This is a genomic window from Paenibacillus sp. SZ31, from assembly GCF_012912005.1.
GTDB lineage: Bacteria > Bacillota > Bacilli > Paenibacillales > Paenibacillaceae > Paenibacillus.
This window is the reverse complement of the sequence record NZ_JABBEA010000001.1, coordinates 873,971-887,190: the sequence shown is the minus strand read 5'-3', so window position 1 is coordinate 887,190 and position 13,220 is coordinate 873,971. Positions and strand designations below refer to the sequence as shown.

At 44.3% G+C, this 13,220-nt stretch carries 15 protein-coding genes; 9 read left to right on the top strand and 6 right to left on the bottom strand.

Annotation, left to right across the window (positions count from 1 at the left end):
• The first annotated feature begins 64 nt into the window (after positions 1 to 64).
• Positions 65 to 706, top strand: a complete 642-nt coding sequence (locus HF638_RS04155) for a FusB/FusC family EF-G-binding protein (protein WP_169479011.1) — start codon at positions 65 to 67, stop codon at positions 704 to 706.
• 129 nt (positions 707 to 835) lie between these two features.
• Here HF638_RS04155 and HF638_RS04150 read toward each other — a convergent pair whose 3' ends face one another.
• Entirely contained in the window at positions 836 to 1,423 is a 588-nt protein-coding gene (locus HF638_RS04150; RefSeq protein WP_169479010.1) for an NAD(P)H oxidoreductase, read from the bottom strand.
• A 247-nt stretch (positions 1,424 to 1,670) separates the two neighbouring features.
• Between HF638_RS04150 and HF638_RS04145 the strand changes: the two genes are divergently transcribed.
• The 4 genes from HF638_RS04145 to HF638_RS04130 all read left to right on the top strand — a co-directional run bounded on the left by HF638_RS04145 (position 1,671) and on the right by HF638_RS04130 (position 4,067).
• Positions 1,671 to 2,057, top strand: coding sequence for a winged helix-turn-helix transcriptional regulator (locus HF638_RS04145; protein ID WP_169479009.1), 387 nt, complete (start codon positions 1,671 to 1,673; stop codon positions 2,055 to 2,057).
• An 18-nt stretch (positions 2,058 to 2,075) separates the two neighbouring features.
• The gene (locus tag HF638_RS04140) at positions 2,076 to 2,570 is read left to right on the top strand and encodes an NUDIX domain-containing protein (RefSeq protein WP_169479008.1); all 495 of its coding nucleotides are present in this window, start codon (positions 2,076 to 2,078) and stop codon (positions 2,568 to 2,570) included.
• A gap of 60 nt (positions 2,571 to 2,630) precedes the next feature.
• Entirely contained in the window at positions 2,631 to 3,020 is a 390-nt protein-coding gene (locus tag HF638_RS04135; RefSeq protein ID WP_169479007.1) for a hypothetical protein, read from the top strand.
• Between the two features lie 183 nt (positions 3,021 to 3,203).
• Entirely contained in the window at positions 3,204 to 4,067 is an 864-nt protein-coding gene (locus HF638_RS04130) for a DUF4085 family protein (protein WP_169479006.1), read from the top strand.
• Positions 4,068 to 4,213: 146 nt separating this feature from the next.
• Here HF638_RS04130 and HF638_RS04125 read toward each other — a convergent pair whose 3' ends face one another.
• Together HF638_RS04125 and HF638_RS04120 are read right to left on the bottom strand one after the other, a co-directional pair.
• Positions 4,214 to 5,833, bottom strand: a complete 1,620-nt coding sequence (locus HF638_RS04125) for a helix-turn-helix domain-containing protein (RefSeq protein ID WP_169479005.1) — start codon at positions 5,831 to 5,833, stop codon at positions 4,214 to 4,216.
• Between the two features lie 110 nt (positions 5,834 to 5,943).
• The gene (locus HF638_RS04120; RefSeq protein ID WP_169479004.1) at positions 5,944 to 6,951 is read right to left on the bottom strand and encodes an ABC transporter substrate-binding protein; all 1,008 of its coding nucleotides are present in this window, start codon (positions 6,949 to 6,951) and stop codon (positions 5,944 to 5,946) included.
• 282 nt (positions 6,952 to 7,233) lie between these two features.
• On the opposite strand from HF638_RS04120, the gene HF638_RS04115 reads away from it, so the two are divergent.
• The 4 genes from HF638_RS04115 to HF638_RS04100 all read left to right on the top strand — a co-directional run bounded on the left by HF638_RS04115 (position 7,234) and on the right by HF638_RS04100 (position 9,897).
• Complete coding sequence (locus HF638_RS04115; protein ID WP_248277999.1) at positions 7,234 to 7,482, top strand: hypothetical protein; 249 nt, start codon at positions 7,234 to 7,236, stop codon at positions 7,480 to 7,482.
• A gap of 354 nt (positions 7,483 to 7,836) precedes the next feature.
• Positions 7,837 to 8,310 (top strand): NUDIX domain-containing protein, encoded by a 474-nt coding sequence (locus tag HF638_RS04110; protein WP_169479003.1) that lies wholly within the window; start codon positions 7,837 to 7,839, stop codon positions 8,308 to 8,310.
• 84 nt (positions 8,311 to 8,394) lie between these two features.
• Positions 8,395 to 9,258: an aminoglycoside phosphotransferase family protein gene (locus tag HF638_RS04105; RefSeq protein ID WP_169479002.1), complete on the top strand. Its 864-nt coding sequence runs from the start codon at positions 8,395 to 8,397 to the stop codon at positions 9,256 to 9,258.
• A 75-nt stretch (positions 9,259 to 9,333) separates the two neighbouring features.
• Positions 9,334 to 9,897, top strand: a complete 564-nt coding sequence (locus HF638_RS04100) for a MepB family protein (protein WP_169479001.1) — start codon at positions 9,334 to 9,336, stop codon at positions 9,895 to 9,897.
• A 209-nt stretch (positions 9,898 to 10,106) separates the two neighbouring features.
• Here the strand turns inward: HF638_RS04100 and HF638_RS04095 are convergent, their stop codons facing one another.
• From HF638_RS04095 to HF638_RS04085, 3 genes are read right to left on the bottom strand one after another with little or no spacing between them, the layout of a single operon-like run.
• The gene (locus HF638_RS04095; RefSeq protein ID WP_169479000.1) at positions 10,107 to 11,141 is read right to left on the bottom strand and encodes an ABC transporter substrate-binding protein; all 1,035 of its coding nucleotides are present in this window, start codon (positions 11,139 to 11,141) and stop codon (positions 10,107 to 10,109) included.
• A 24-nt stretch (positions 11,142 to 11,165) separates the two neighbouring features.
• Positions 11,166 to 12,167: a FecCD family ABC transporter permease gene (locus tag HF638_RS04090; protein WP_169478999.1), complete on the bottom strand. Its 1,002-nt coding sequence runs from the start codon at positions 12,165 to 12,167 to the stop codon at positions 11,166 to 11,168.
• Positions 12,164 to 13,156: a FecCD family ABC transporter permease gene (locus HF638_RS04085; RefSeq protein ID WP_169478998.1), complete on the bottom strand. Its 993-nt coding sequence runs from the start codon at positions 13,154 to 13,156 to the stop codon at positions 12,164 to 12,166. The genes HF638_RS04090 and HF638_RS04085 overlap by 4 nt, the downstream gene beginning before the upstream one ends.
• Positions 13,157 to 13,220 lie beyond the last annotated feature (64 nt).

The window sequence follows — 13,220 nt, the reverse complement described above, 5'->3', positions numbered from 1 at the left end:
ATGGTTCATCCCGCAGGTTTTGCACCTTATTTATTCTTCCAATAAAAATAAGGGGCTGAACGCCATGCAAACACCATTTATTCAGAATCATCAATTTAATTATATTCAAAAACAAGCTGATTTCCTGCTCAAAACGCTACGCTCGGTCGTGGATCGAAAAGTATTGGAAACCGTCCGTTATACGGTCGGCACGAATGCAGTTGGCATCTTCAATGAATTGACTCCGGAACAAAAACAACTGCTGGAGCAGTTATCGACGTATGAGACGGCGCATGAACTGCAGACGCATCTGAACCGGATTGAATCATACCTGATTCCTTATCCGCAAATATCGGCAAAGCAGATCCAAAAGCTGTTCCCAAAGGCCAAAAAGCTCAAAGTACCCGATCTCGAATCCATCGATTATGCACATACAACCTATCTGAGATGGACTGACATTGCGACGAGTCGTTTGTTCATCGTGTACCCGTACGAAGGCAGATTCCTCGGTATTGAGGGACGGATTACACCCACGAACAAAAAAGGGTACTGTATGTTCTGTCATCGTCATCAGGAGCTCGGATTCTTCAACGTGAAGACCAAGGCTCATTCGCCGGACAACTTTTCTTCCATTGCCCAGTACGTATGCATGGATAACACAGCTTGCAACCATAGTATTACCGATATCACTATGCTGGAGAAGTTTCTTCTCTCGACAGTAAAATAATGCAAGACACACAGGCAGGGTCGCTCTTCGGAGCGACCCTTTTGCCGTGTTCAAGCGTAGTGATTCGCCATTGAACGTACCACAAAACTTCAGAATTCATATTCGGGTCATACCTTTTTTCTCATACGATCATGGAGTCGAAGTATCGTTGGCATAGTTCAGTCCCAAGTGATGTGCATGGTTCAGCAGTGCCTCATAATGCTCAGGCTTGGATTCCAACGTTTCATATAAAAACTCAACCCTTGATTGGGATACACCGCAGTAATCGGCAATACCCACATTGAGCAGATTGGCGATCGATTGCCCATAGTTGCGCTTATGCATCTGTTCTTCCGTCACTCCGGAAAGAGCAATCCACAATATCTGCTTATGAGAGAGCTTGTTCGCGCCGTAGGCAAATCCGTTGTTCATGACACGATCCACATAACCTTTCAGCATGGCTGGCAGATGCCACCACCAGAGAGGAAACACAAAAGCCACAGCGTCGTGCTTCTTCAATCGCGCCATCTCCGTTTCAACCTCAGGCGAGAACACCTGATTTTCTTGGGTATAGTCCGGTTCATCCATCTCTCGAAGAATCGGGTCGAATCCAATTCCATGCAAATCCAATATCTCATAACCGTGACCAGCCTGGGTAAGACCTTGTACAAAACGATCAGCAACCTGGAAGGTCAAGGAATCTTTTCTCGGGTGGGATACTACTACGAGTACGTTCATCTTATCTTTCACTACCTTTCTGGATTGCGGTCTTGTAGCCATAAATCAATGGCTGATGCTATTATAAACAGGTATGAAAACATCTGGAAGTACGCACTTTGATGTTCTATAGGAAGAATGAAGTGCCATAGGAACATCAAAGTACCCTGAATTACTGCCTCGAACTGAGCTTAAATAATATAAAGAAGAACAGCAAAAAGTGTATATTTTCACTTAGGATACAGCCTGATTATGGAGGGGTTCAAAAATGACGGAACACGGAGAAACAAGCACTCCAAAGAAATATAAAGTTGGGGTGGAAGCGGCCTTGGAAGTGATGGGTGGAAAATGGAAGCCTTTGATTATTTACCACTTGATGACAGGTCGGAAACGTACGTCGGAGATTCGAAGATTGATACCGGACATTACGCAGAAAATGCTGACAACACAGCTCAGAGGTCTGGAAAAGGACGAGATTGTGCAGCGAAAGGTATATTCGGAGGTTCCTCCCAAAGTGGAATATGAGTTAACGGACTACGGTTGGGGACTCAAGCCTGCGCTGGACCATTTATGTTATTGGGGAGAAGAGCATCTGGACAAAATCCACGGGGATAAGTTTAAAGTATTGGAGGATTTCGATTCTCAGGAAAGTTGAAGAGAGGGGCACGAGAAGGTGGATGGTACAGAGCACGTGAAACAGGCAGTTCCCATTCGTTGTGAAGGTGTTGCTGTAGTTCTGTTGAAGAAGAGCCTCGATCAATACCGTGTACTGATGCTGAAGCGGGCTGGTCGTATGTTGCATAATGAGTGGTGTTATGTTGGCGGCGGTATAGAGCAGGGTGAGAAGGCATGGGAAGCTGCACTCAGAGAAGTTCACGAGGAAACCGGCATTACGGAAGTCCGGTTGTATTCTGCCAATCAATTCGAACAATATTATTCACCCATGGGGGAGTATATCTATACCGCTCCCGTATTCGTAGGATACGTGGATGAAAGCCAGCCTGTCCGGTTAAATCATGAACATACGGAGTACCAATGGATGACGTTTGACGAAGCCAAAGAAAACGCGGCATTGCCCGGAATTGATAACATTTTGGATTTTGTTGAAAAGCATTTTGCCAGAAAAGCCCCTTCCGAGTGGCTTCGGATTAATGGAGAGAATGATTAGGAGGTGGAACTCATCACATACAAGACGATCTATCCAAGAGCATGGTTGAGCCTACTATGTATGTTGGTCATTGAAGCTATACTTTTCAGGGATGGTATTTACGATAAAAATGGTATTTCGAAGTACTCCCTGATCGTTATATTGACCTTTATTCTGGGTTATATCATTTTTCTGATCTGGCGTTTGTTTTTCACTAAACCCAGTATTACGCTAGAAAGTGATCATGTGATTTCTATGAAACATCAGAGATATGATGCATCTCAGATTGAGTGTATTTATATGAATTACAGACGGATTGGCATCAAACTCTATGGTAAACGGTTAGTGCCGATGGAGCTATGTTTTTATTTTCGACGAGGTCAGAAGTCCGCAGGCGTAGAAGCTGTGCATGAATGGGTGGGGCGAAACGACAAAGAAATCAAACACAAATTTTTTCAAACCTTGGCGTAGAACAGTGCGTTTGTGAATATAAGGAATCGTTGAGGCTGAGGATTTTGGAGGCGTAGCGATGCAAACAATAGAGCAATTTCTAACGAGATCGATCTGAAGTGGTCGAGGTGTTAGGCTTTACGAGATCTGTTATCGCTGACACGCTTATTGAAGTAGATTCTAAAATCAGCAGGAGAGATGCATATGAAATATCTAACGAAAGAATGGTATGAGCTGTGTCAGCAGACACATCTTCATTTTGGTTTAAGAGTACATAACGGAGCTTACGAGTTCGATGAAAATCTATTTTTAAGGCTGTATAAAAAAAAGGAAAAAGCGCATGTGAAAGAGGAACGCGGAATGTATGATCTGGACCCTCGTTTCATGCTGGAGCATGATGGTCAGGTCATGACTCGTGTAGAGAAAATCTTTAGCGGAGAAGAAGTGACAGAAGAGGATCAAATGGTTTTTCACATGCCGCCGGAAGAACGAGCGCATATCGAGAAACACATTGCAGAATATGATGTGCGCCCTCCTTTTGATGAGAAAAAATGTAAGGAAGAGTACAAAGAATCGATGGAGTGGAATTTTCAATACAAGGCGGAGAATTTGCCACAGGAAATCGTTGAACAAATTGCGGATATCCGTGTATTTACGTTGGGTTATTGCACGAGAGAAGTAATGCTACAGTTAAAGAAACAGAGTGCAGAAAATAGGAGAGAGATGGAACGCGTATCAACCCAATACAGGGAAACAATGATGGCACAGGAGGTCCCCGATGAAATACATGGCCGGGTTCAATATCATGATTGTACAGTGACAGAACTACTGACAGGGGATGAAGTGGTTATTCGTTTTGACACCCGTGGGGGTTTCACCGATATAAATAAACTTACGCTGGTTGCACCCGAAATCATCAAGCAAGACGGTGAGATTGTAGGCAGTTACTGGCTGTATCAAGAGCTGTATCGGATCGATAACGGATATGAGCTTCATGTTCTATTTGGTGGAGAAAATATGCCTGAATTGATTGTGCGCTGTGCTGACATTCTTGTAGAAGAGGAGTAAGGTGCAGTGATGCTAAGCAAGAGTCGTCAATTGGGTGAAATAAGTGCGCACCACGAACTCTACCAAAAAAAGTGACGACTCTGATGAGAAAGGTAAGTATACAATCCGGTGTATCTTGCAACGGTTTGAAACGTGAAGAACATGTATCATCGTTTCGCGAGTATATTAATCCCGTCATCCAATTGTCCCGATAATGATAGAACATCATAATAGATCCATTTTTCCGAATCCATGGTTTGTACTTTACCTTGACGGACAGCGGACAACTGCCTCCACACAGGGTTGTGCTGCAGTTGCTTATAGGTTAGGGCAGCTTCGGCCCCATATACAATGACAAATAACCGGTCTGCTTCATATTGCCAGAGCTGTTCCACTTCTACTTTTCTACCATACTGGTTAGGGTGTTCTACAAGCAAATGTTGAATAAGTGGCGGTGGCTGCAATCCGAAGGAACGGTACATGATCTCGCCCGCATTCCGGTCTCCCAGCACATATATTTCTGACCCTTCAATCACGAGCAGGCCAACGGTCTCATCCTTACTTACATAACTCTTGATTCGCTGATGCGCCACCGCGCGCTTCAATTCGTAATCGTCAATCCAGCTCTTTGCTTGTTTCTCCATCCCAAATACATCACCAATGGCTTGTAAATGTTCCGTGGCGTGGAGATCCATCCAAGGGATCGTCACTATGGGAGCGATATGCTCCAGTTGTTGTTGTGTTTCTTGGTCTATCGTGTCACAACTGATAATAAGGTCCGGTTTCAGAGCTTTCATTCTGTCATAATAAAAGAACGATTTGTCTCCAATGTTCGTAATGTTCTGTCCTAAACGCCCAGCATAATAACCCAAATGATAGGCAGGTGCGCCAATCGGTTTGATGCCAAGTGCCAGCAACGCACATACATAACTCATCGACATGATTTTGTACTGTTTCGTGTTCACATATACTCGCGGCGGGACGCCTGTGATCTGCTTAAAGCGACGGTTAAAATAATAACTGTCCAGATAGCCGACCTGCTCTGCAATTTCAGCAAGCGGTTGTCTGGAAACGATCAGCAGTTCCTTTGCCTTGCGTATACGGAGCGTTGATATATATTCATGAGGCGTTACGCCAGTGATTTGTTTGAACAAATGAATAAATTGCTTGACACCAATCCCGGCCTGTTCAGCCAATTGTTTTGTACTAATTTCTTCATTGAAATGGTCTTTCAAAAATAAAACACTTTGTTCCAACGCTTGCAAAGATGTCACGGTTTCGGATTTAATTATATTTTGCTTAAGTAATGTATGCATCCATTTCTGGAAACGGAAATGATAGCTTAGATGTTCTTCTTCGCTCTCAGGATGCTTCAGGGCAATTAGCTTGCGTAGCACTGCAAGTGTACGAACAAAAGGATCGATGGTAATTTTGTTATTCGCGAAAGGATGCCGCATGCCGTCGTCAGACTGAGCAGAAATGATGTCAAAGGTCACGCTAAAATAATGCAAGTTCTCCTTTTCTTCAACAGCTGAAGTGATGACGAGCTTAGCGCCAGGAGAGACCGCATAACAATTGCCAGTGATAGCAGGGTAACAACTGTCGTCTATATGTATGCTGCCTGAGCCTTCAGATACAACAATCAGCCTGTAACTCAGACTAACGTCGGGAAGTAGCTGATGCGTAGTGTTAATTGTTACGGATTCAATATCAACAAACCTAAAGAAATATGAATGAAAGGCAGTAGGAGGGTGGGGGGAGTTCCTATTCGCGGTGCTTTTGTTCATGAAGTCACAGATTCCTCCTGCATACAATGAGAATTATTATCATTATATTAAATGACAAAGAAGAAGCTAGTCAACCATGAGGTGAACTAGCTTCTTCTTTGTGATTGATATTAGTCAGGAATGATCGCCTTCATGACATCTTGCATTTTTTTCTCATAAGCGAGTGGACCATTCGTGATCCATACATCACCACGGACTTCATAGACATGCCCTTGTTTAACCGCAGGGATCGTCTTCCATAACTTGCTTTCTTTAAGCTCTGTAGCCTGTTCTTCGCGTCCTTCATCTACAGCGAGGAAAATATAGTCTGCATCGATCTGTGGAATAGTTTCCATCGAGATGGCTTGGATATCCATATCCTCTCCCCATGCCAACTTGCGTACAATCGGGGCAGGCTCCAAACCAAAGTCGCCATATAATGCTGTGCCTACCTGACCTCCGGGACCTCCATATAATCGCATTTCTTTACTGACATGAATGCGAATCATAGCGGCTGTTTTGCCTTTAGCGGCGACCTGCAATTGCTCTTTGGCAAGCTTGGTTTCTGCTTCGCGCTTCTTGATTACGTCTTGTGCTTGTTCTGTCTTTCCGAGTAGATCAGCTACAGTAAGCAGGTTCTTTTTCCAGTTTTGCGGGTACTGAATTTCGCTGCCTGTAAAAACATAGGTGGGAGCGATTTTAGACAATTTCTCATACGTGCCGCCATCTGCCCAACCTTGGAAGCCCAGAATAATGAGATCTGGCTGTGCCGCCATGATTGCTTCAAAGTTAAATGCAGCTGTGTCGAACTTCGGTACATCTTTTAAATAATCCTCAAGATAGGTCTGGTAATAGGTCCCGCTTGAGTACTGCATAATTGGTTTAACACCAAGTGCACTCATCTCGTCTTCAACGAATAATCCAAGAACGCGCTGAGGCTCGGCAGGCACTTCAATTTTTCCAAGAATATGCTCCACAGTACGCGGTCCTGTAGATGTATTTTCAGATGATGCCGGTGCTTGTTCTGTTTGTACCGCTCCAGCCTCCTCCTTCACAGTTCCCCCGCCGCATGCAGTAAGTACGAAGATAAGCACAAAGATCATGCTAATTATAGAAAAGCCTTTTTTAGTAAATGTCATTCATCTGCCACTCCTTCTACTGATATCTATTCTCATTTAGGTGCTTTGCTTATCTTAAGTAGCAGGACGGATTAATTCAATGGACTTTTGAGTGAAAATGATCCTTTTTCGAAATATGTCCTAAATGTACATTTAACAAGAACGGATCCGTTAATGAATTAAAAAGGATATTTCCTTTATTTTAATTTTAATAAAATGGTACTATTAACCAATGATCGCTGTGTTGACATTCTCATGGAGGAAGAATGAGAGAGCTTAAGAGGCAAAATAGGAGGCAATGTAGTGAAGATTAGCACCCTAGAAACCAAATTAGCTTCAAGATACAATGAGTTCGATCCTGAAGTGTGTCCCTGGTGTGGAGATGAGGAGTGTGGATTTATTTCTGTAAAGATTGATAGGGAAGATGATATTGTGATCTGGAGAGATTTCATAGTGAACGACAAGAACCTACAGGTAGGCCCGTTTTATTTTGGTTGGGAAAATTATAAACAGGCCATCGAAAATACGTTTGGTACAGCAGGAATTCAGTAAGGAAAAAGGAGGATGAAGGAAATAGAGATGGAATGGACCACCAGTACCTTTGGTTATTTATCTACTCCCGTATTTGTCGCGGGCATTGCATGTTACTTCTTTCCTGATTTTCTATACAAAATATTTGTTCTGATAAGATATCGAGAAATAAAACCGAATCACGAGTTTGAAGATAACCCTCCTAACAGTGATATCCCTAAACATATAGAAGTGATCTTAAAAGTGCTAGGAAGCATTATGGTTACACTAGGGATCATATGGTTTTGGTTTTCGGAAGAGTTTTACTATTTATTATTTTGACAGCAAGCATATTATTGACGAAAAAATATAAGAAGAAAACGGAGGTAGACTTGTATGGGCATGTCAGACTATTACAAAAACCTGAGGGAAAAGATCGGCAACGAGCTTATTTTTATGCCGGGTGTGGCTGGGATTATCCGAAATGAACAAGGGGAGATCCTGTTCGGCCGTAAACATAATGAATCAACCTGGGGGCTGATTGCTGGAGCAATCGAGCTTGGTGAGACACCGGCGCAAGCGATGGTAAGAGAGGCACTGGAAGAGACAGGTCTAGTTGTTGAAGCGGAGAAGATTATCGGAGTATACGGGGGTGAAGCAAGACGGTTTACATACAGCAATGATCATCAGGTTGAATATTTGACTATCGTATTTGAATGCAGGATCAAATCTGGTCAACTCACGCCCGATAATGAAGAGATGAAGGATTTGCAGTTTTTCCCTGAGGATCAGCGCCCACCCGTGGCAAACCAGTATCCAGATTACATTTTTAGCTCCAACCAAGAAGAACGAGCCCATTTTGAAAGATAACCCAACCGACTGTGCAATTGGAATCTAAACTCACCTTATGTTTACCAAATGAATTCAGATCCTAGTTATTATGAGGAGAACCACATGTTAATCAATCCAACGATAAATGAGATCAATGACCTATTCAAGATGCATCATATCAACGAAGAAATATCTGGAATTCAAAGTTTGTCAGGTACCACCGCTGGACGTGTTTATCGGTTGAGTACGAATCTGAATAAGCAATATATTCTGAAATCGGATGAACCTGAGCAGATCCACATCGCCCAGCAGTTTTTGGACACGTATAAGAATTCTTCGTTACTGCCTGAAGTTTTGTTGACTGATTCGGATAACACTTATTTTATCTATACGTATATGGAAGGCACGACCCATTTCAATCGGGGACAAAAAAGAGACTGGTTATCTCGTCTGGTGAAAGAGCTATTCAATACATATGTGCGTTCTTCAGATACGGAATCATGGGGCAGAATAGAGTTCCCACAGAGGACCTGGAAAGAATTCAATCAGATTAGCGTTCAGGAAGCAAAGATGAATCTTGGAAGTATTTTAACGACAGATGATTATAATCTGGTTCAATCTATAGTGGACCGCCTGTTTCATGAGCAAGAAGAGAAGTTTCTTTTGCATGGCGATACAGGTGTTCATAATTTTGTGTTTGCTCAAAATGAACTCATCGGTGTCATTGACCCATCTCCAATGGTTGGACCTATCCTCTATGATTTTTTGTATGCTTTTAGCTCCTCGCCGGATGATATCAACACCGAAACATTATTTGCTACATTCGAACTTCTGGAACAGGTGAAAATGGATAAATCCAGATTGATAGAGGAAGCTCTGGTCCATCTGTATTGCCGAATTGGGCTGAGTAACAAGCATCATCCTGATGATCTGCCTAAATATTTGAAGGCATGGCAGGAATGGAAACGACTATGTCAGGGATGTTAAAATAGTAAAGTTTTCACCTTATCGTGAATGCTCCAGTTCAGACTAAACTAAACAAGACAGGAGAGATATCACAAGTTGGATAATAAAAATAGTTTGAATCGTCCGAATGCTTGGACGACCTCCGATATTCTTCATGGCGACTTGCTTGCCAGTAAAGAACTTCTCTATGACAAATGTGGCTTTGTTTGCTCCCAACCACATGAAGAAGCACAAAATGCAGAATATGGGGCATATGTGTTCACCTTAAATTCTCTCTCCATTCGATTCCGCGTTGCCAAAACCACGCCAACCAAGATTGGACAGTTTGTTACCCTATGGCAGCGGAGTGAAGATGGATCGACACAGCCATATGACATAGCAGATCCAGCAGATGTGTATGTCATTAGTACGCGCGCAGGCAGCCACTTTGGTCAGTTTGTATTTCCGAAGCATGTATTGTTACAGCGAGATATCCTATCGGATCAAGGCGAAGGTGGCAAGCGGGCTATACGTGTATATCCGCCCTGGGACAATCCAACAAGTAAGCAGGCTCTCAAAACGCAGCAGTGGCAACTTGAATACTTCTTGGAAGTACCTTTTACTGAACCATTGAATTGTGATCAAGCCAGGGTACTTTACGGTATCCAGTTATTAAAATAAGCAAAACGTGACTATGCAAATGATAAACCACAAATATAAAATACGGCACTTGCTAAAAAAATCAACAGCCCATGGCGCGACCCCTTGTAAAACGTAGCTTTACACCACATATCACAAGTCATCATCCACCACGAGCCACACATTCTCTGCCATAACCGAACGCAGAGGAGATAGAAAGTCTCTATTACGCAACGCTTATACTACAACGCTTATTTCGTAAAGAACGGCAAAGCTTCCTTCAGAATCTCCGCTCCAGACAACGGGCCTTTACCCAAAGCCCATACTTCATCATTGACAACCAGGACGTGGTTGTTTTTAACCGCGTTGATGGATTGGAAGCTGCTATTGCCCATCCACTTGTCGAGGTCGGCTTGGGCGCCGTAGATGACAAGGTAGTCCGGATTTTCCTGTACGAGCGTCTCCAGATCTACATCTGCAACGTCAATCTTGCCCGGCGTTTGTTGCTGATTGGATTTGGTTTCATCGAAGCTGTACTCCGCACCGATATTCTCCAGCAAAGTAGCAATATAGGACGTTTTCATCCAAATGTAGAAGTTTTTCTCCAGCACTTTAACAACCATGACTTTAGGTGTGCCATTCATTTGAGAATGAGTTTGCTCAATGTTCTGGTTCAGATCATTCATGACCTGATCATGCTCTTTTTCTTTGCCAAGTAACGTTCCCAGCACAGCAAAGTTTTGTTCCATGTCTCCATAACCGTTGGTGTAGAGCGCGATGGTTGGCGCGATTTTCTCCAGGTCATCACGAATGGCTCCGTGTACATCGGCATTGGCGATAATCAGATCAGGTTGGAGTGAAGAGATTACTTCAAGATTGGGCTGCTGGTGATTACCTACAAATGTGTAGTTCTCGACTTTATCTTTCAGATAACCAAGCACTTCCGCATTATAAGAGCCTGCAATCCCTACAGGAGTAACTCCCAGCGATACTAATTCATCCGTAAAGGAAAAGTGTAGCGCTACGATTTTGTTAGGCGAGCTAGGCAAGGTGGTTTCTCCCCAGGCACTCTTCACGACAAAAGAGCCATCCGTATTGGATGTAATAGATGGACCGCCTGCTGCATTTGTATCATTTGCGTCTTGAGCCGACGAATTATCAGCAGCAGTTGTTTGCCCGGTATCTTCGGTAACTCCAGCGGTGTTTCCCGCTGTCTGTCCTCCGCAACCTGCGAGTACTAATGTCATGATCAGGATAAAGCTCCAAAGTAATGATTTACGGTTCATTGTGTATGATTCCTCCATGTGTAATTATTTCTTCTTTCCTTGCTTGATGATCAGGTATACAAAATAAGGTGCGCCGATTAACGATGTAATGATGCCGACCGGAATCTCCATCGGTGGTACGAGAACACGGCCGATGAGATCTCCCAGCATGACGAGTAACGCACCCAGAGCTGCGGTAAATGGCAGTGAACGGATGAAGTTCTCACCGACCAACTTGTGAGACAGATGTGGAATGATCAGTCCAACGAAGCTGAGATTACCCGATATGCTGGCAGCGCTTGCGGACAAGGCCAATGCCACGATTAGCAGTAATGTGCGGACAGTACGAACTCGGGTGCCTAATGAGACAAGCACGGATTCATCGAGCTTCAACACATTCAGGTATCGCACGAGCAGCATGGCGGCTACGAGTCCCGCAACCGTCCATGGCCATAATAGCTCGGCATGCTGCAAATTACGTGCGTAAAGACTGCCCTTAAGCCAGACCAGTGCCTGACTGGAGCTCATGGCGTATTTGACGATCAACATTTTGATAACGGCCTGTAATGCCGAACTAACGGCAATTCCCACGAGCGCGAGCCGAATCATGGAACTGCCCTGACGCTGATAAGCCAAAAGGAAAATAATCAGGCTTGCCGCCACGGAACCTGCCATGGAATAAAACGGCAGCCAGATCGCCGGCGTTAATGGTGCGAGCAGAATGACGACGACCGTGACAAGTCCGCCACCCGCTGTTGCACCTATGACGTCAGGGGATGCAAGTGGATTACGAAGTACCGTTTGCAAAATGGCTCCCGCCACAGAGGCAGAAATGCCCACGAGAATGGCACAGAGGACGCGTGGTAAACGAAGTTCGTAGATGGTACCTGAATGAGCCTGGAACTGGGCTATAATCTGGCTGAATGTGACGGGGGTAGCCCCGAAACGTAACGATAGAATAAATACCAATACGATCATGACCAGGACTGTTGTCATTAGAACCGGATAACTGTTGCTACGTAAGGTTAGACTTCTCACACTTTTCATGAATTCTTCCTCCCACGCATGCGCATAAGGACAATGAAGAATGGTGCTCCAATGAACGCTGTGATTAGCCCTACAGGTGATTCCAGCGGGTAGAAAAGCATGCGTCCAATCAAGTCAGCGTATACCAGTAGAACACTGCCCGTAAGCGCTGCAAGAGGTACAATAATTCGGTAATTAATACCGACTAGATTCCGAATAATATGTACCGCCATCAAACCGATGAACCCAATCGGTCCGCATACAGCGGTTGCTGCACCTACCAGTATGATAATGCCAACCATGATTCCGGTTCGAATGACCGTTAACCGCTGTCCCACGGAGATGGCTGTATCTTCACCCATGGATAACACATTCAATTGGCCTGCGAACAAGCAGCAAACGATGCATACAGGCACAAGAGTGAATAGGGAGAAGATCACATCGTCCCAGGACATGCCAGACAGATCTCCAGCCATCCAACGAAGAAGCTGATACAGGTCCGTGTCATGGAAGATGATCAGAGTAGTGGTCATCGAACTGAAGAACAGACTGTTGACGAGTCCGGTTAGCACCACGCTGCTGGAACTGAACCGACTGCGTAAGCTGAGTACATAGATCAATATGCCGCTAAGCGCTGTTCCCAGCATGGAAGCTGTAACGGTGAAGAAACGGAACGTCTGGAACTGGAGCAGCACCATCAGCACAGCTATAGCCATATTGGCGCCCTGATTAATCCCCATGACTTCGGGATCGGCTAGATCATTCGATGTTAACGACTGTAACAGACAGCCAGCTATGCCAAGCGCAGCGCCAACGAGAGCTGCCGTTATAATTCGTGGTAGACGAATCGTCGTTACGGAGCGAATCAGTGATTCGTTATCATACCAGCCAAACCAGTTGAACAGGATGGGGTCTTTACGACTGGGTTGCAGATGAAATATCATGGCCAGATAACACCCGCACAGAAGAAGGACAACTAACGTCAGACTGATCCAACCTTTTTTTGACATAGCAAAGCGCTTCCGAGCAGAAGAGGAACGAGATGAGTTATGAAGTGAAAGGAACATGCTGGAT

Coding starts and splice junctions, on each gene's coding strand:
- HF638_RS04155 (WP_169479011.1), top strand. CDS start 65: ATGCAAACACCATTTATTCAGAATCATCAATTTAATTATATTCAAAAA.
- HF638_RS04150 (WP_169479010.1), bottom strand. CDS start 1,423: ATGAACGTACTCGTAGTAGTATCCCACCCGAGAAAAGATTCCTTGACC.
- HF638_RS04145 (WP_169479009.1), top strand. CDS start 1,671: ATGACGGAACACGGAGAAACAAGCACTCCAAAGAAATATAAAGTTGGG.
- HF638_RS04135 (WP_169479007.1), top strand. CDS start 2,631: ATGTTGGTCATTGAAGCTATACTTTTCAGGGATGGTATTTACGATAAA.
- HF638_RS04130 (WP_169479006.1), top strand. CDS start 3,204: ATGAAATATCTAACGAAAGAATGGTATGAGCTGTGTCAGCAGACACAT.
- HF638_RS04125 (WP_169479005.1), bottom strand. CDS start 5,833: ATGAACAAAAGCACCGCGAATAGGAACTCCCCCCACCCTCCTACTGCC.
- HF638_RS04120 (WP_169479004.1), bottom strand. CDS start 6,951: ATGACATTTACTAAAAAAGGCTTTTCTATAATTAGCATGATCTTTGTG.
- HF638_RS04110 (WP_169479003.1), top strand. CDS start 7,837: ATGGGCATGTCAGACTATTACAAAAACCTGAGGGAAAAGATCGGCAAC.
- HF638_RS04105 (WP_169479002.1), top strand. CDS start 8,395: ATGTTAATCAATCCAACGATAAATGAGATCAATGACCTATTCAAGATG.
- HF638_RS04095 (WP_169479000.1), bottom strand. CDS start 11,141: ATGAACCGTAAATCATTACTTTGGAGCTTTATCCTGATCATGACATTA.
- HF638_RS04090 (WP_169478999.1), bottom strand. CDS start 12,167: ATGAAAAGTGTGAGAAGTCTAACCTTACGTAGCAACAGTTATCCGGTT.
- HF638_RS04085 (WP_169478998.1), bottom strand. CDS start 13,156: ATGTCAAAAAAAGGTTGGATCAGTCTGACGTTAGTTGTCCTTCTTCTG.